Consider the following 17,492-nt stretch of genomic DNA (forward strand, 5'->3'; position numbering starts at 1 on the left):
TAGTACCTGTTCAGGCGGACACGGTAGAGCACACGTGGAAAAACGTGAGGCCGTGCCGCCGGGTCGTCACACGAACGAGCGCTCACCGCGCCGCTTCGCGCCGCTCCGGCGGCGCGAGTGAGGGCTCGTTCTGCCTGCGTCTAGTTCCAGCCGCCGAGGAAGTCGCTGCTGAGCTGTGCGGAGCAGATGTTGTATCCGCCGGCCGCGTGCCCCTTCTTCGTCTGCCCCTCCACGGTCACGGAGCAGTGGATGTCGCCGCCGCCCTGAAGCTGCGCGGTCACCTGGAAGTACATGGCGTCGTCGGTGAGCTTCAGGGTCTTCGTCATCGGCAGGCCGGAACCCTGCAGGTTGTCGGTGTCACTGCCGTAGGTGATGTCCGTGCCGGCCGGGGCGCTGCCCCACACCTTGAACACCACCTGGTCGGCCGCCGTCGCCGTCGTGTCCTTCGTCTTCTTCGGTGTCGCCTTGGCCACCTTGGCCTTCGCGGTCTTCGTGACGGTCACTGTCGGAGCCGGCTCGGCCTCGCCCTTGGCGGTTTCGGTGACGGTGACGCGCGGTGCCGGCTTGGCGTCAGCGGCCGTCTTCTGGTCACTGCCGGAGGAACCGATCCCCACACCCAGGAAGAGGATGAGCACGGCCGCGGGAATGACGACCCTCTTGCGCGCCCACTTCGGGCCGCCGGCCGGCTGGGGCGGGAACGGAGGCGGTGGCGGCACCTGGCCCCAGCCCGAAGAGTCCGGCGGCGGCGGTTGGTTGTACGACATGCGTCCCCCTGAGACGTTCGTGGAGGCATGACCGTAACGGGGAAGGTGAGAAAGATGTAAGACTCATGAAGTCGAGGTGATGAAACCGTAACGAAATGTGAAGCCTCAACGAGGAGGGGTGGCTTGGAGCCCTCACGACGGGGACGCCGAACTCGACGGCGGGGTGGTTGTCGGCTGCCGACGCCCCTGCAACCGGAAGATCCGGTTGCATCTACCATCGAGTCCGCGGCCATGGTCCGCGTCCCGCTAGCGGGTACCAACCGGGTTCCTGGGGAGGGACTGTGATCACCGTCGTCGGCGCCGGCCTCATGGGTGCGGCCACCGCCTGGCAGTTGGCGCGCCGTGGCCATGAGGTCACCCTGGTCGAGGCGTACGACATCGGGCACCGGCACGGCAGCTCGCACGGCAGCTCACGGATCTTCCGACGGGCGTACGGCGACCCCTTCTACATCCAGCTGACCGGGCAGGCCGAGGAGGAGTGGCGGGTACTGGAGGACGACAGTTCCACCGGCCTGCTGCGCAAGACCGGGGGCCTGGACATGGGCGAGCGCCGGGACCCGCAGGCGATGGCCGCGCTGCTCGACGCGGCCGGGGTCCCCCATGAACTCCTCGGCGCGCAAGCCGCGGCGGAACGCTGGCCGCACATCCGTGTCACGGGACCGGTGCTGTACCACCCGGACGCCGGTGTGGTCGACGCGGACGCCACCGTCCGGGCGTGCGTGCGGAGGGTGGCGGAGCACGGCGCTGAGGTGGTTCTCGGCGCCCGGGTCACCGGCATCGACACCCAGGCCGACGGGCGGGTGCTGCTACGGGTGGGCGAGGACCGGGAGATCGTCGCCGACACGGTGGTGATCGCCGCCGGAGCCTGGCTGCCCGAGCTCCGACTACCCGTCCCCCTGCCCTCGTTGCGGGTGACCCAGCAGCAGGTCTTCCACTTCCGCCAGCGCGATCCCGAGGTCCAGTGGCCCACCCTGGTCTGGGACGGGGAGCTACAGCTCTACGGGCTGCCGTCCGGGATCGACGGAGGTCTGTTTCCCGCGGTGAAGGTCGCCGAGCACGACCGGGGCACGCCCACCACCGCCCGTACCCGCAGCGGGATCGTCGACGCGTCGTCCCGGAGCAGGGTGAGCGGCTTCGTCGGCGATTGGCTGCCCGGCCTCGACCCGGACCCGGTGGCCGAGGCCACCTGTCTCTACACCAGCACGCCCGACGAGGACTTCGTCCTGGACCGGCACGGGCCGTTCGTCGTCGTCTCCCCGTGCTCCGGTCACGGCGCCAAGTTCACCCCGCTCATCGGCGCACTGGCGGCGGACCTGGCCACCGGCCGTACCGCACCCCACCCCCGCTTCCGCCTGAACCGCCCCGCGCGGTAGGCGCAGCGGACGTCACTCGGGCGATGGGCTATGATGGATCTTGAGCTGGTCACCGAACTCCGGTGTGCCGGCCACGCGTTGGTGGTCCAAGGAAAGACGCCCCGCTTCCTGCGGGGAAATGCAGGTGCAAGGCCTGCCCGGCGCTCGATCACGGGTCCGTCCGCATGATGCGGGCGGACCCGCACTGTTTGACGGACGCCCCCTGCGGTAGGCGGGGCTGTTGTCGCCTACCGGGAATGCCCGACCGCCTGCCCGTGTTGTGGAGGGTGTGGTCGTGGAGGGGACAGTGTCCCCGGGCCTCACCTATTGCCCATGAGGACGATCGTTCGGCTGAAGCCTCATGGAGCCTTTCGCCGCGAAGGCGACCACCCCTCCACGACCACGCACACGTCAGCGGCCCGCCCCGGATGCACAGGGGCGGGCCGCAGGCGCGCAGGAACCCGGGCCGGTCGGCCCCGCGTGTGGGTGCCCCGTTCGCCATGGCGAGGCACATGCAAGATCATGGACGGGTGATGACGACCCAAGCAGCGGCACTGGCCCTGCAGGACCATGCCGCGCTCTGGAGCATGGGCGAGGTCCGTGCAGCCGATGTCGTCACCTGTGCCTGCGATGCGCTCGTCGCCGGTCTCGACAGTCCCGCCCTGCGGATGCTGGCCGCGTGCACACGCGCAGAAGCGGACTACGACGTCCCTGATCTCCTGCCCCAGGTACTCGACGAACTGGGCCTCACCTTCCACCCGGTGGGCAGTCTTGCCGGACAGGAGGCAGTCGCACGGGCGCTTGCCGCCCGGATGCTGGCAGGCGAGATGACGCCGCGCGAGCTGGCTTTCCGAATCCATCAGCGCTTCGGTCACGAACTGCCCCTGACCGAACAACTCGCCAGCCTGGACGACGAGTACGACGTCCTCGCGTACGGCGACAGGACGGTGGCACAAGTCGACGCCGACGTTCGGGCCGAAGCTCTTCGGCTCCACCCTTGACGGTATTGGTCTGGTCCAATAGCGTCTGCCCCGCGCAGAACCTCACACAGCTCAACACCACCAACCATCACGTGTGTTGACGAGGCCGGCCGCTTGCCCTGGGCCTGTCTGTTCTTCGGAGGTCGGACGAATGCAACTTCCCTTTGCAAGGTCACGGCGCGGCAAGTGGAAGAGAGCGCTGACTCTGGTTCCCGTCGCTGTCGTGACCGTGGCGACCACCCTCACCCTGACGCCGAACGCCCAGGCGGCGGTGCCCCCGACGCCGTCGGGCTTCACGCTCACGTGGAGCGACGACTTCAACGGCGCGTCCGGGACCGGCATCGACCAGAGCCTGTGGAAGTACGACACCGGACCGGGCAGCAACTTCGGCACCGGTGAGATCGAGACCATGACCAACAGCACCTCGAACGTCTACTACGACGGCCAGGGTCATCTGGTGCTCCAGGCCCTGCACTCGGGTTCCGACGCCCGCAGCGGATGGACCTCCGGACGCGTCGAGACGCAGTCGGCGGGCTTCGGCGCCCCGGCCGGCGGCGTCGTACGCATCGAATCCGTCCTCCAGCAGCCCAACGTCACCACCGCCAACGGCGCGGGCTACTGGCCGGCGTTCTGGATGCTCGGCGCACCGCTGCGCGACGGTGTGACCTGGCCGAAGTCCGGCGAGGTCGACATCATGGAGGACATCAACGGCCGCAGCTCCGTCTTCAGCACCCTGCACTGCGGCGTGAACCCGGGCGGCCCGTGCAACGAGTCGACCGGCATCGGCTCGGGCGAACGGGCCTGTTCGGGTTGCCAGACCGGCTTCCACGACTACGCGGCGGAGATCGACCGCTCGGTGTCGCCGGAGCAGATCCGGTTCTACCTCGACGGGAACAACTTCTTCACCGTCAACGCCAACCAGGTGGACGCGACGACCTGGTCCGACGCGGTCGACCACCCCTTCTTCATCATCTACGACCTGGCGATCGGCGGCGGCTTCCCGGACGCCTTCGGCGGCGGCCCGAACGCGTCCACGGTCTCCGGAGGCAAACTGGTCATCGACTCGGTGGCCGTCTACAACAAGGCACCCGGCTCCGGAGGCGGCGGCGGTTCGGTGACCGGCCAGACGATCACCGGACCGGGCGGCAAGTGTGTCGATGTGGCCGGTGACGACACCGGCGGCGACGGGACCGCGGTGCAGCTGTGGGACTGCCAGTCGGCGGCCAAGGACCAGCACTGGACCTGGAGCGGCCAGACCCTGCAGACCCTCGGCAAATGCCTGGACATCGCCGGCGGCAACAGCGCCGCGGGTACCAAGTTGCAGCTCGCCACGTGCAACAGCGGCGGGTACCAGTCATGGGTGCGGCAGTCCGACGGCACGCTGCGGAACCCGACGAGCGGCCGGTGCGTCGACTCGCCGTCGGGAGCCACCGCGAACGGCACACGCCTCCAGATCTGGGACTGCAACGGCTCCGGCGCCCAGCAGTTCGCCATCGGAACCCCGATCTACGGACCGGGCGGCAAATGCGTGGACGTGGCGGGTGACGACACCGGCGGCGACGGCACCGCGGTCCAGCTGTGGGACTGCCAGCAGGCCACCTCCCTCGACCAGAAGTGGACCTGGAGCGGCCAGACCCTGCGCACCCTGGGCAAGTGCCTGGACATCGCGGGCGGGGTGAACGCGGCCGGCACCAAGCTCCAGCTGGCCAACTGCAACGGCGGCGGTTACCAGAACTGGGTGGCCAACGCCGACGGTTCGATATCCAACCCGACCACCGGCCGGTGCATCGACTCGCCGTCGGGTGCCACCGCGAACGGCACACGCCTCCAGATCTGGGACTGCAACAGCGCCGCGGCCCAGAAATTCGCCCTGGCGTGACAGGGGATCACGACCGCCGGAGGAAGCCCCTGTCCGGACCTGGCGTGAACTGACGTCGGGGACCTCGAAGGGCCGCACCTCACCCGTGCGGCCCTTCGACGCGGCGGCGGCCCGTTCAGAACCGCACCGTCCGTCTCACATCTCCTGTGCCTGCCGCACTGCGAGTTCCCGCCTGGCGGCAAGTGCCTTGGCCAGGACCCTGGCCCGATAGGGGTTCCCCGCATCCAGGGCCGATGCCACCGTCACCGCCTCCTCCAACAGCGCCAGCCGCTGCTCGGGCAGGTTGCGCACCAGCTCCGAGAAGCTGGCCTCCACCAGGACGTACGCCAGCTTCGACCCGTACACCTCCGGCTCGACCCGCGTCAGCAGACGGTAGATCCGCAACCCCTCGGTGCCTCGCACCACCCGCTGGTTGGCACTCAGCAACTGGACCCTCGCCCGCATGACGATGTCCTGATCCATCGATCCCCCTCCGGTCCCCACCCCCGCCCGCACCCGTCCCGCGACGGGACAGCACGACGAACGCGCCGACACCCGGGAGCGGATGCCGACACGGACGTCGGAGAGTGGATGACGACGAGTCTGCGGGCAGGCCGGCACCCCGGACAAGCCTGAACGGACGTGTGCTCCGTCCTACCGAAAGCACCCTCCGAGCAGGCATGATGGACCTGACACTCACTCATGCCCCGGTCAGGGACGCAGCAGTGTGCCGGCGACTTCCTCCAAGAGGGCCACGGCGAGAAGTTCGCCGTCCACAGGTCCGAAGCGCTCCAGGGCCCGCCGGTGGAGCCGCAGCACCGCGTCGGCCAGTTCGTGCGGGGTGCCGAGGTCGCGGGCCTGACCCGTGATGACCTCGAGCTGGTCGTGGATGCGGTCGAGTCCGTAGGAAGGGAGGTAGTCCCCGGCGAACAGGGCCGACAGGTCCCTGCGGACGAAGTCGCTCCCGGCCGCGCTGCCGGCCAGCGTGTCACGCAGGACCGTGAGGTCGACGCCCGCCCGCTGTCCCAGCAGCAGGGCCTCGCCGGTCGCCGCGGCCTGCCCGAACCACAGCAGGTTGATGAGGAGTTTCGTCGTGTAGCCGGTTCCCGGGCCGCCCATGTGGCTGATCCGGTCCGTGGTCGTCACGGCCGACAACAGCGGCCTGCACCGGTCGAGGACTTCGGGAGAGCCGCCCACGAACAGCTTGAGGCGCCCGTGTTCGGCGTCGGCCGGGCCGCCGCCGAGGGGTGCTTCGAGGACATCGACGCCATGGGCTTCCGCTCGTTCGCGCAACACCTCCGCCACCGCTGGGGCGTTGCTCGTCATGTCGATCCACACCGCCCCGGGGGCCAGAGCGGAGAACACGGCGTCCGGAAGTGCCGCCCGGGCCTCGCTGGGCCCCGGCACCACGGTGACCAGTACGTCCGCTCCGGCCGCGGCCGCCGTGCCGGAAGGCGCCCAGTCCGCGCCCGACGAGCGCACCGCTTCCGCTCGTTCGGGACGCGTATCGAAGGCGGTCACCGTGTGGCCCGCGGCGACGAAGCGTCCGCACAGAGGTGTTCCCATACGGCCGACGCCGATGAGCGCTACACGCGAGGGCACGGATTCACCGCCAGGGCAGTCGTTCTCACAGCGGGCATCCTAAGGCGAGCCGGCGTGAACAGCGGGCGGACTCTTGCACGACGGCCCTGGTGGAGGCGTGCCTTCCGGTCTCGCTCGCTTCCGGGCTGCGGGACGGTCCGGCGGGGTGCGTTACCGGTGTGTGTCCCGAGGTTAATTTCCCTGTCCGACGGGTTGGCCGGACGTCGTCCGCTGGTTATCGTTCACGGACTTCACTCAATCGTTCCGCTGAACGAATAGCGAGAGAGACGGTCGGTCCATGCCCGACACCCACCTCCCGGGGCGCCGCTCGGTGCTCGCCGCGGGCGCGGCCGCTGCGGCCTCGCTCGGCGCGTCCTGGCTGCTCACCGGCTGTACGGGGGCAGCCGCCGCCCCCGGCCTGACGGCTGCCGCCCTGACAGGCACCCCCGACCCCGGCGGCACCCTGCGCATCGCCCGGCCCCCGGCCTCCGACGCCGAGACCCTCGACCCGGCGAGCTCCCTGTCGGCGTACGAGTACCTCGGCGCCCTCTACAACCGGCTGGTTCGCGTCGGCGCGGACGGCGAACTCGCCCCCGACCTGGCCGAGTCCTGGGAGTCCGACGCCAAGGCCCGCACCTGGACCTTCCGGCTGCGCAAGGGCGTCACCTTCCACGACGGCCGTGCCTTCACCTCCGCCGACGCCGCCTACACGCTCCGCCACATCCTCGACAAGGCGACCGCCTCACCCCAGGCCGCCGTCCTCGCCCCGCTGGTCGACCCGGCCACCCTGCGCACCCCCGACGCCCACACCCTCGTCGTCCCCCTGAAGACTCCCAACGCCGAATTCCCGAGCCTGCTGACGCACTACAACTGCTACGTCGTCCCGGACGGCAGCGCGAAGGGCATCGGCCGCACCGGCATCGGCACCGGCCCCTTCAAGCTGGAGTCCTTCGCCCCGGCGGGTCCCGGCCGGGTCACCGCGAACAAGGACCACTGGGCCGGCCGCCCGGTCCTCGACGCCATCGCCTTCTACTCGGTCGCCGACATGTCCGCCCGCGCCAACGCCCTGCTCGCCGGCCAGGTGGACCTGCTCTCCCAGACCAACCTCGACTTCGCCACCGCCCGCGTCGTCGCCGCCTCCGAACGGGCCACCGTCACCCGGGTGAAGGACGCGCAGTGGTACGTGCTGCCGATGCTCACCACCGAGAAGCCCTTCACCGACGTCCGCGTCCGCCAGGCGATGAAGCTCGCCTACGACCCCGAGCACGTCGTGAAGGCCGCCCTCCAGGGCGCGGGCACCGCCGGCTGGGACAACCCCGTACCGCCGACCGACCCCGCACACATCGCCGCCCACCCCGCGCACGACCCCGACCAGGCCCGCCACCTCCTCAAGCAGGCCGGGCACGACGGCCTGAGCGTCGACCTCTACACCTCGTCGTACGACCCGCTGTTCACGCCGATGGCGCTCGCCTACCAGGACTCCGCCAAGCGCGCCGGCATCCGGATCCGGGTGAAGACGGCCGCCGCCGACTCGTACTACACGCAGATCTGGATGAAGAAACCGCTGATGGCCACCTACTGGTTCACCGGGCGGCCCGTCGACCAGCTCTTCACCCAGATCTTCCGCGGCGGCTCCTCCTACAACGAGACCGCCTGGTCCGACAAGGAGTTCGACGCCGTCCTGGACCGGGCCCGCGCCGAGACCGACGACACGAGACGCCGTGAACTCTACGGCGAGGCACAGACGTTGGTGATCGAACGGGGCGGGGCGATGACCCCGATGTTCGCCGACCGGCTCGTCGGCATCTCCCGCGACGTCCGCGGCTACGCCGAGCACGGCTTCGAGTTCGACTACCTCAACATCGGCGTGAAGGGGGCCTGAGCATGCTGTCGTTCACCCTGCGCAGGCTGGCCTCGGCCGTCGGCACCCTGTTCCTCTCCTCCGTCCTCGTCTTCCTCGCCGTCCAGGCCCTGCCCGGTGACGTGGCCACCCAGATCCTCGGCAAGGACGCCACTCCCGACGCCGTGGCGGCCCTGCGCGCACAGCTGGGCCTCGACCGGCCCGCCTGGGAACGCTACCTCGACTGGATCAGGGGCGCCCTGCACGGGGACTTCGGCACCTCCCTCGTCTCCGGCAAGGGCGTCGGCGGCGAAGTCGCCCAGTATCTCGGCAACTCGGCGCTCATCGCCGTCGTCACCGTCCTGTTCGCGGTGACCGGTTCCCTGTTCCTCGGGGTCCTCGCCGGCCTCTACCGGGACCGCTGGCCCGACCACGTCATCTCCACCGCCGGCCTCGTCGGCATGAGCGTCCCCGAGTTCGTCGTCGCCACCGTCCTGGTGCTGTGCTTCTCCGTCGCACTGCCCTGGTTCCCCGCCGTCGTCCTCTACGGCCCCGAGGCGGGCGTCGGCCAACTCCTCCCCGCCGTATGGCTGCCCGCGCTCGCCCTCGCCGTGGTCATGGCCGCCTACATCGTGCGCATGGCCCGTACCTCCGTCATCGACGTGATGGCCGGCGAGTTCGTCACCACCGCCCGCCTCAAGGGCCTGTCCACCTGGCGGATCGTCACCCGGCACGCGCTGCCCAGTGCGCTGCTGCCCACCCTGCACGTGATCGCTCTCAACGTCGCCTGGCTCGCGGGCGGGGTCGCGGTCGTCGAGAACGTCTTCAACTACCCCGGCATCGGAAAGCTGATGCTCTCCTCCGTGCAGAACCGCGACCTGCCCGTCATCCAGGCCAGCGCCCTCGTCAGCGCCGTGATCTACGTCGTCTGCAACCTCGCTGCCGATCTCGGCGCCATGGCCCTCAACCCCAGGCTCCGCACCCGAGGGAGGACCCGGTGACCGCACTCGACACCACCCCGGCGACCACGGCCGCCACTCCGGCGGGCCCGCACGCCGTCGCCCGCGCCTGGCGTGGCCTGCGCTCCTCCCGCCCCGCCCTGGTGGGCCTGGCCGTCGTCGCCGTGCACGTCCTCGTCGCGCTGCTGGCCCCGCTGCTCACCTCCTACGACCCGATCACCGGCGACGCCTCGCACGCCCTGCTCGGCCCGAGCCCGCAGCACTGGGCCGGCACCGACCAGTACGGCCGTGACGTCCTCGCCCGGGTCCTGTACGGCGGCCGGTACGCGCTCGGCGTGTCCGTCGCCGCCACCCTGGTCACCGTCGCTCTCGGCACGGTCGTCGGCTGCGCCGCCGCCCTGCGCGGCGGCTGGTTCGACGACCTGCTCGGCCGGGTCCTGGACGCCATCCTGTCCGTACCGTCGATCCTGGCCCTGCTGGTCGTCGTCACCGCCCTCGGCACCGGACCCGCGGTGATCGTCCTCGCCATCGCCGTCGTCTACGTCCCCCAAGTCGTCCGCGTGGTGCGCGGCGCCGCCCTCGCCGTCGTCCCGATGGACTACGTGACCGCCGCCCGCGCCCGCGGCGAGAGCACCTGGGCGATCCTGCGCCGGGAGGTGCTGCCGAACATCACCGACGTGGTCTGCGTCGAGTTCGCGATGCGCGCCTCCTGGGTGGTGCTGCTGATCTCCTCGCTGTCCTTCCTCGGCTTCGGCGCCGACCCGCCGACCCCCGACTGGGGGCTGATGGTCGCCGAGAACCGCACCGCCATCACCGTCGTCCCGATGGCGAGCCTGGCCCCGATCATCGCCCTGGCCACCCTCGTGGTCGGGCTCAACCTCGCGGCCGACGGCCTCGCCAAGGCGTGGGGCGTGGACCGGATCAGGGAGGGTTCCTGATGACCTCTGTCGTTTCCGTCGACTCCCTCCGCGTCGCCTACCGTTCGGGAGGCCGCGAGGTGCCGGTCGTCCACGAGGTGTCCCTGGAGGTGGCGCCGGCCCGGACCCTAGCCCTCGTCGGCGAGTCCGGCAGCGGCAAGTCGACCGTCGCCGCCACCCTGCTGGGCCACCTGCGGCACGGCTCCCGGATCACCGGCGGCCGGGTGCACGTGGACGGGCGGACGTGTTCGCGCTGCCCGCACGGGAGTTGCGCCGGCTGCGCGGCGGGACCGTCGCCATGGTGGGCCAGAACGCCGGACAGGCGCTGACCCCGACCATGCGCGTCGGCCGGCAGATCGAGGAGGCGGGCGGCGAGGTGCCGGTCGTCGACCTGCTCGACCAGGTCCGCCTGCCGCGCCCCGCCGAACTCGCCCGCCGCTACCCGCACGAACTGTCCGGCGGCCAGCAGCAGCGCGTCGCCATCGCCATGGCCATCGCCGCCCGCCCCAAAGTCCTGGTCCTCGACGAACCCACCACCGGCCTCGACGTCATCACCCAGCGCAGCGTCCTTGACCTGATCGCCGCCCTGCGCGACGAACTCGGCCTGGCCGCCGTGCTGGTGAGTCACGACCTCGGCGTGGTCGCGCACATGGCCGACGAGGTGTGCGTACTGAACGCCGGCCGGGTGGTGGAGGCGGCGGCCACCCGCCGACTGTTCGCCGCCCCCCAGGACCCGTACACCAAACGGCTGTTGGCGAGCGTGCCGCGCCTGGACGACGCCGGACTCGCGGTCGTGAACGACGCGGGGGAGCGGACGGTCCGCGCCAGGGCCGTCATCCCCGACGGCTCGCCGGTCGCCGTCGCCGCGAACGACGTGACCATCGACTACGGCAGCACACGTGCCGTGCACGGGGTGTCCTTCGACGTCCGCCGGGGCGAAGTCCTCGCCCTCGTCGGCGAGTCGGGCAGCGGGAAGTCCACGCTGGCCTGGACCCTGGCGGGGCTGCGCAGCCCGTCCGGCGGCACCATGACCCACGAGGCGGGGGACCTATCCCGCCCCGCCCCGAAGCGCCCGCTCTCCCTTCGGCGCCGGGTCCAGCTCGTCTTCCAGAACGCCGACACCTCCCTGAACCCCCGCCGCTCCGTGGGCGACGCCGTCCGCCGCCCGCTCCGGTTCTTCGGTACCGCGACCGGCCGCACCGAGGCCGCCGACCAGGCCCGCCGGCTCATCGCCGACGTACGCCTGGACCCGGCCCTCGCCGACCGGCTGCCCGCCCAGCTGTCCGGCGGGCAGCGCCAACGCATCGGCATCGCCCGCGCGTTGGCCGGCGAACCGGACGTCCTGATCGCGGACGAGATCACCACCGCGCTGGACGTCTCCGTCCAGGCCGAGGTACTGCGGCTCTTGGACGACCTGCGCCGGGAGCGCGACCTGGCCTGCCTGTTCATCAGCCACGACCTCGCCGTGGTGCGCGGCATCGCGGACCGCGTCGTCGTCCTGCGGCACGGGGTCGTGGTCGAGGAAGGACCCACCGAAGCCGTGTTCGGCGCGCCCGGCCACCCGTACACCCGGCGGCTGATGGCGGCCGCCCTCGAACCCGACCCCGACGCCTCCGCGCTGCCCGAGGACACCCCCGAGTGGGTGGACGCGGCCGGCACCGACGGCATCTGGGCCGACCTCGGCGACGGCCACCGCGTCCGCCGCTGGCAGCCCGCCAACACCCCCGTGGCCGAAGGAGTTTCGTGAAGTACCGCGAACAGTTCGAGCGCCAGGTCGTCCGCGAGGACGTCTGGATTCCCACCCGGGACGGCGAGACCCGGCTGCACGCGCGGATCTGGCGGCCCGCGGACGCCGAGGCCGACCCCGTACCGGCACTGCTCGAATACCTCCCGTACCGCAAGAGTGACTGGACCGCGCCCCGTGACGCCCAGCGGCACCCCTGGTACGCGGGGCACGGCTACGCCTCCGTCCGCGTCGACATCCGCGGCCACGGCGACAGCGAGGGCACCCCCGGCGACGAGTACGACGCCCAGGAACTCGCCGACGGCGTCGACGTGGTCAACTGGCTCGCCGCCCAACCTTGGTGCACCGGCAAGGTCGGCATGTTCGGCATCTCCTGGGGCGGCTTCAACTCCCTCCAGATAGCCGCACTCGCGCCCGAACCGCTCAAGGCGGTCGTCACCGTCTGCTCCACCGACGACCGCTACGACAACGACGTCCACTACACCGGCGGCGCCGTCCTCGGCATCGACATGCTCGCCTGGGCCGGCACCATGCTGGCCTTCGCCTCCCGGCCGCCGGACCCGGCGAACGTCGGCACCGACCGCTGGCTCCCCATGTGGCGCGAGCGCCTCGACGCCCTCCAACCCTTCCTGCACACCTGGCTCGACCACCAGCAGCGCGACGCCTACTGGAAGCACGGCAGCGTCTGCGAGGACTACACGGCCATCGACGCCGCCGTCCTCGCCGTCGGCGGCTGGCACGACCCGTACCGCGACACGGTGTTCCGCCTCGTCGAGCACCTTCCGGCCGACCGGGTGCGCGGGCTGCTCGGCCCCTGGTCCCACCAGTACCCCGACCGCGGACTGCCGCCCGGCCCGGCCATCGGCTTCCTCCAGGAGACCCTGCGCTGGTGGGACCAGCACCTCAAGGACCGGGACACGGGCGTCATGCGGGAACCGCTCCTGCGCGCCTGGATCAACGACCCCGTCCCGCCCGCCACTTCGTACGACGTGATGCCCGGACGCTGGGTGGGGGACGACAACTGGCCGTCCCCGAGGGTGACCTGGAGCGAGCGTGCCCTGGCACCCGGCGGCCGCACCCCGGTCCTCGTCCGCTCCCCGCTCCACACCGGAGTGGACGCCGGGCGGTTCTTCCCCTTCGGCAACGCCGGTGACCTGCCGCCCGACCAGCGTGAGGAGGACGGCCGCTCGGTCTGCTTCGACTCCGAGCCCCTCGCCGAGCGCGTCGAGATCCTCGGCAGGCCCCGCGTCCGGCTCCGTCTGGACAGCGCCACCGCACGGGCCCACGTGATCGTCCGGCTCTGCGACGTCGCACCCGACGGCTCCTCGACGCTCGTCACCCGCGGAGTGCTCAACCTGCTCAGCCGGCACGGCCGGGACAGGGTGGTGGAGTGGACCCCGGGGACCTACGAGGACGTCGAGGTCGAACTCACCGGAAACGGCTACGCCTTCCCGCCCGGACACCGCATCCGGGTCGCCGTCTCCGACGTCTACTGGCCCTGGGTGTGGCCGCACGGCGAGCGCGGCGAACTGCGGGTCGTACCCGCCGACAGCGCCGTGCTGCTGCCGGTGCGGGCGGCCGGGGAGGAACCGCCGATCGCCTTCCAGGAGCCGGAGCAGGCCCCGCCGCTGCCGGTCACCCACGACGCGCCCGCCGATGTCCGGCCCGCCCGGCTGGTCACGCACGACGTGGCGGCGGGGGAGTGGACCCTGGAGGTCGACCCCGACTACGGGGGATCACGGACGTACCCGGACGGGCTGCGCTACGAGGAGTGCGCACGGGAGACGTACCGGATCCGCGCCGGCGACCCGCTGTCCGCGAGCGCCGTGTCACAGTGGCGGATCCGGCTGCGGCGCGGCGACGACCACGACGCTGAGATCATGGCGCGTACGGAGTTGCGCGCCACGGCGGCGGACTTCGTCATGGACAGCCGTATCGAGGCACGGGCGAACGGAGAGACAGTGGTCAAGCGGTCCTGGCACCACACCAGCGCGAGGACGTCGGGATGACCGCCGCCAAGCCGCAGCGCTCCGCGAAGCCACCGCGCCGGGCCGTCGCCGCCGCCGAGCGCACCCGCCAGCCCACCGAGGTGCGCCGGCGGCTGATCGTCGAAGCGGCCGTCCCGCTGATCGCGGAGCGCGGCTACGCCTCGGTGGGCGTACGGGACGTCGCCGCCGCGGCCGGGGTGTCGGTCGGTACGGTGACCTACCACTTCGGCAGCGTGCAGGAGATCCTGTCCGAGGCGATGGTGCTGCACATCGAGCGCTATTACGGGGAGCTCAGTGAGGCCGCCGAGCAGGCGGGCAGTGGCGCCGAGGCACTACGGCTGCTCGTCGAGGCCCTCTTCACCGAGGACACCGACCGGCACTGGCGGATGTGGTTCGACTACTGGCACGCGGGTGAACCGGCCACCGACGAGGCCTTCGCGCGCGGCCAGGCCGAGCGGTACGCGGCCTGGCACCGGCAGATCCGCGCGCTGGCAGAACGGGGCGTCGCGGAAGGCGAGTTCAGCGGCGACGACCTCGACGGTTTCACCGTCCGGTTCGCCGCCCTCGCCGACGGTCTCGCTCTCCAGCGGCTGCGCCAGTCGCCCCCGCTCAGCACCGAGGACGCCCGCCGCCACCTGAACCGCCTGGTGGAGACGGAACTCACCGCCCGAGGCGACCGCCCCTGAACGGTGCCGCCGGTCGCATCACGGCAGCGGGCGTCACGGCAGCGGGCGGCTACCGCAAGGGCCTTCGTTCGTCGGCCTTGAGGCCGCGGAGTGTCCAGAGCCCGTACAGCGCCAACAACGGCTTGACGACCGTCCACTCGCCGGGGCGGTAGTCGTCCGCGCGCACCAGCTTCTCCGCGAGATCGGGGCGCTGTCGTCGCAGGTACGCCCGGGCCTTGAGCGCATGAGCCGGTTGCGAGGCGATCTTGATGCGGTCCACGTCCTCGATCAGCGGGATCACGTTCGTGATGTTCTCCCACGTCGTCGCGCTCCGGTCCTCGAGGAGCACCGTGCCGTCGAACTCCCGCACCGAGACCGCGTAGTCGGCCATCAGCTCGGCCTCCGCCACGCTGCTGCCGATCGCGCCGCCGCTGAAGACCACGACGGTCCGGTGCGTACCGTCAACGCTGACGGAGCGAATGCCGACACGGACTCGCCACCTATTGATGAGGTTCGCCGTCGCTTGAGGGTTCCGGAAGCCCAGCACGACCACGGCCTCGGAGGTGCCCTCGCGGTTGCCCACGAGTACCCGAGACCAACGCCAGTTCAGCCACTCGCCCCAGGCCAGGGCTGCAACTCCCGCCATCACCACGCCGGTTCCTCGCCGCATACGGCGACTCTAGGGCACCTCGGTGCCGGGCCGGGAAAGGCCGCGAAGGGCTTGGCGTGCCGGAGGCTACAGCCGGCGGAGCACGGAGCTGAGCGTCTCGATCTCCGGCGCGGAGAGCTTGTCGGTGAAGTGGCGGCGTACCGCGGCGTCCAGGCCGGGGCCCACGGCGGTGACGGCCTGGCGGCCGGCGTCGGTGAGGGTGACGGTGACACCGTCGGCGCGTTCGCGGGTGACGAGTCCACGCTTGCCCATGCGGGTGACCTGGTGGGAGATGCGTGTGCGGTCCCAGCCGAGCGACGCGGCGAGTTCGCTCTGTCGCAGGGCGCCCCCCGCCTTGTCGAGGTTGACGAGGATCGTCAGGTCCGGCTCGGACAGGCCCGCCGCCTCGGCGGTGTCCGCGATCACGCGGGCTCGGACGATCTCGTGGGCCCGCTTGAAGGCCGACCAGAGGTCGACGGGCTCGGGCAGGGTGTCGTCCTGGAGCTCGTCCGGGTCGATGGCACCACTTCCCGCTGTTGACATATCAACGCGCCTCTTCCTAGTGTTGAAATGTCAACGCTAGCAGGTGGCCGTGGTTTGGGCGGCCCTTGTCGTGCGCACCCACCTCACTCGTCCCCGCGGACAGCGAACGCGGCCCGAAGCCGGCCGGCGGGTACATGGAACTGACCCTGGACAGGACAGGCGGCGCATCATGAACACAGCTGAGTCACGGATCGTCGAGCTGGCCCGGTCCGGGAAGCGGATCGGAGTAGGGGTCATCGGACTCGGGGCGCACGGGAGCTGGGCCGAGCGCTCGCACCTTCCGGCCCTGCGCGCTGTGCCGGGTTTCGAGCTCAGGGCCCTGAGTACGAGCTCGAAACAGTCGGCGGAGCGCTCCGGACAGCAGCACGGTGTGTCCCGCGCCTTCGGGTCCGCGGCCGAACTGGTCGCCTGCGACGAGGTGGACCTCGTGGTCGTGGCGGTCAAGGTGCCGTACCACCGGGAACTGGTGGAGGTGGCGCTGAGCGCCGGCAAGAGCGTGCTGTGCGAGTGGCCGTTGGGCAACGGGCTCGCGGAAGCCGAGGACATGGCGCGGCGAGCGAGCGACCGCGCCGTGCCGACCGCGGTCGGACTCCAGGCGCGGTCGCATCCGGCCCTCGCCTACGCACGGGACCTCGTGGCCGACGGCTACGTGGGGGAAGTGCTGTCCACGACGGTCGTCGGCTCCGGTGGTGCGTGGGGAGGTACCGTCGGCCCCGGCGATCACTACGTGCTCGACGCCGCCAACGGCGCGACGCTGCTGACCATTCCCTTCAGCCACACCCTCGACGGGCTGGCGTCCGTCCTGGGAGAGCCCGAGGAACTGCGGATCGAACTGGCCTCGCGGCGCACGTCGGCCGTGGACACCGAGAGCGGACAGCCGGTGCCGATGACCGCCGCGGACCAGGTGGTGGCCTCGGGGCGGCTGCCGGGCGGCGCGGTGGCCACCTTCCACTACCGCGGGGGCACGACTCGGGGCACCAACTTCCGCTGGGAGATCAACGGCACCGAGGGCGACCTCGTCCTCACCGCCCCGGTCGGCCATCCCCAGCTCAGCCCGGTCACCCTCGAAGGCGGGCGAGCCACGTCCACCGAAGTCGCTCCCCTGACGGTGCCGGACGCATACGTGCGAGTCCCGCGACTGGACCCCCGAGCAGACGCGCCGGCCTACGCGGTCGCTCATGCCTACCGGCAGTTCCTGGACGACCTCCGCGAGGGCACGTCAGGCGTACCCGACTTCGCGCACGGCGCCGCCCGGCACCGCAGCATCGAAGGCCGTCGATGACGACGCGCGCACTCCGAGGCGCGCACTCCGAGGTGCACACGCCGGCGCGTGCACTCCGATGCGCGCGCTTCCGGCCGGGGCGGCGCCCGCGTCCCTCAGTCGTCGGGGCTCAGCTCGGTGTGCACCAGGTCCACCAGATCGTCGGCCTCCGGGGTCCGCGAGTCCCGGGGGACCTGGTAGTAGCCGCCGAGGGTGGCGATCACATCGGTGCGGGAGTCGTCGTACTCGTGGCCGTCGTCCTGCCACCACCACACCGTGTCCCGGATCTCCTCCTTCGACAGGCCCGCGGACAGGACGATGTCCCGGCCCTGGACCTTCCCCGTGATCCTGGCGGAGTTCACATCGGCTGCCATGTACCACGTCTCCCTTC

General features: G+C 71.2%; 15 protein-coding genes and 1 pseudogene. 10 read left to right on the plus strand and 6 right to left on the minus strand.

What is annotated here, in order from left to right:
• Nucleotides 1–140 precede the first annotated feature (140 nt).
• Nucleotides 141–764, minus strand: coding sequence for an MmpS family transport accessory protein (locus MB828_RS02330; RefSeq protein WP_301646719.1), 624 nt, complete (start codon nucleotides 762–764; stop codon nucleotides 141–143).
• A 281-nt stretch (nucleotides 765–1,045) separates the two neighbouring features.
• Between MB828_RS02330 and MB828_RS02335 the strand changes: the two genes are divergently transcribed.
• From MB828_RS02335 to MB828_RS02345, 3 genes are all read left to right on the plus strand, one after another.
• Nucleotides 1,046–2,137, plus strand: a complete 1,092-nt coding sequence (locus tag MB828_RS02335; RefSeq protein WP_301646720.1) for an FAD-dependent oxidoreductase — start codon at nucleotides 1,046–1,048, stop codon at nucleotides 2,135–2,137.
• A 512-nt stretch (nucleotides 2,138–2,649) separates the two neighbouring features.
• On the plus strand, nucleotides 2,650–3,117 hold the full coding sequence (locus tag MB828_RS02340) for a hypothetical protein (RefSeq protein WP_301646721.1): 468 nt from the start codon (nucleotides 2,650–2,652) through the stop codon (nucleotides 3,115–3,117).
• A 202-nt stretch (nucleotides 3,118–3,319) separates the two neighbouring features.
• Entirely contained in the window at nucleotides 3,320–4,975 is a 1,656-nt protein-coding gene (locus MB828_RS02345; protein ID WP_301646722.1) for a ricin-type beta-trefoil lectin domain protein, read from the plus strand.
• Between the two features lie 135 nt (nucleotides 4,976–5,110).
• Here MB828_RS02345 and MB828_RS02350 read toward each other — a convergent pair whose 3' ends face one another.
• Both MB828_RS02350 and MB828_RS02355 read right to left on the minus strand, forming a co-directional pair.
• Nucleotides 5,111–5,437, minus strand: a complete 327-nt coding sequence (locus tag MB828_RS02350; protein WP_301646723.1) for a hypothetical protein — start codon at nucleotides 5,435–5,437, stop codon at nucleotides 5,111–5,113.
• 228 nt (nucleotides 5,438–5,665) lie between these two features.
• Nucleotides 5,666–6,556, minus strand: coding sequence for an NAD(P)-dependent oxidoreductase (locus MB828_RS02355; RefSeq protein ID WP_301646724.1), 891 nt, complete (start codon nucleotides 6,554–6,556; stop codon nucleotides 5,666–5,668).
• Between the two features lie 277 nt (nucleotides 6,557–6,833).
• Here MB828_RS02355 and MB828_RS02360 point away from each other — a divergent pair, with 277 nt between their 5' ends.
• The 6 genes and pseudogenes from MB828_RS02360 (at nucleotide 6,834) to MB828_RS02390 (ending at nucleotide 14,669) form a co-directional block, all read left to right on the plus strand.
• Complete coding sequence (locus MB828_RS02360; protein WP_301646725.1) at nucleotides 6,834–8,417, plus strand: ABC transporter substrate-binding protein; 1,584 nt, start codon at nucleotides 6,834–6,836, stop codon at nucleotides 8,415–8,417.
• A 2-nt stretch (nucleotides 8,418–8,419) separates the two neighbouring features.
• Nucleotides 8,420–9,376, plus strand: a complete 957-nt coding sequence (locus MB828_RS02365; RefSeq protein WP_301646726.1) for an ABC transporter permease — start codon at nucleotides 8,420–8,422, stop codon at nucleotides 9,374–9,376.
• Nucleotides 9,373–10,272, plus strand: coding sequence for an ABC transporter permease (locus tag MB828_RS02370; RefSeq protein WP_301646727.1), 900 nt, complete (start codon nucleotides 9,373–9,375; stop codon nucleotides 10,270–10,272). The genes MB828_RS02365 and MB828_RS02370 overlap by 4 nt, the downstream gene beginning before the upstream one ends.
• Nucleotides 10,272–11,998: pseudogene (locus tag MB828_RS02380) on the plus strand (dipeptide ABC transporter ATP-binding protein). Before MB828_RS02370 ends, MB828_RS02380 begins: the two are co-directional and overlap by 1 nt.
• Nucleotides 11,995–14,004, plus strand: a complete 2,010-nt coding sequence (locus MB828_RS02385; RefSeq protein WP_301646730.1) for a CocE/NonD family hydrolase — start codon at nucleotides 11,995–11,997, stop codon at nucleotides 14,002–14,004. The pseudogene MB828_RS02380 and the gene MB828_RS02385 overlap by 4 nt, the downstream one beginning before the upstream one ends.
• Nucleotides 14,001–14,669, plus strand: a complete 669-nt coding sequence (locus MB828_RS02390) for a TetR/AcrR family transcriptional regulator (RefSeq protein WP_301646731.1) — start codon at nucleotides 14,001–14,003, stop codon at nucleotides 14,667–14,669. Before MB828_RS02385 ends, MB828_RS02390 begins: the two co-directional genes overlap by 4 nt.
• A 49-nt stretch (nucleotides 14,670–14,718) precedes the next feature.
• On the opposite strand, the gene MB828_RS02395 is transcribed toward MB828_RS02390, so the two are convergent.
• Both MB828_RS02395 and MB828_RS02400 read right to left on the minus strand, forming a co-directional pair.
• A complete protein-coding gene (locus MB828_RS02395) occupies nucleotides 14,719–15,318 on the minus strand; it encodes a YdcF family protein (protein ID WP_301646732.1) in 600 nt (199 codons plus the stop codon).
• Nucleotides 15,319–15,384: 66 nt separating this feature from the next.
• Nucleotides 15,385–15,840: a MarR family winged helix-turn-helix transcriptional regulator gene (locus tag MB828_RS02400; RefSeq protein ID WP_301646733.1), complete on the minus strand. Its 456-nt coding sequence runs from the start codon at nucleotides 15,838–15,840 to the stop codon at nucleotides 15,385–15,387.
• Between the two features lie 169 nt (nucleotides 15,841–16,009).
• Here MB828_RS02400 and MB828_RS02405 point away from each other — a divergent pair, with 169 nt between their 5' ends.
• Nucleotides 16,010–17,122 carry a Gfo/Idh/MocA family protein gene (locus MB828_RS02405; protein ID WP_301646734.1) on the plus strand — a complete coding sequence of 371 codons (1,113 nt, stop codon included), beginning with the start codon at nucleotides 16,010–16,012 and terminating at the stop codon, nucleotides 17,120–17,122.
• 95 nt (nucleotides 17,123–17,217) lie between these two features.
• Here MB828_RS02405 and MB828_RS02410 read toward each other — a convergent pair whose 3' ends face one another.
• On the minus strand, nucleotides 17,218–17,475 hold the full coding sequence (locus tag MB828_RS02410) for a hypothetical protein (protein WP_133029037.1): 258 nt from the start codon (nucleotides 17,473–17,475) through the stop codon (nucleotides 17,218–17,220).
• Nucleotides 17,476–17,492: the final 17 nt, after the last annotated feature.

It is taken from the genome of Streptomyces arenae, from assembly GCF_022343545.1.
GTDB lineage: Bacteria > Actinomycetota > Actinomycetes > Streptomycetales > Streptomycetaceae > Streptomyces > Streptomyces humi.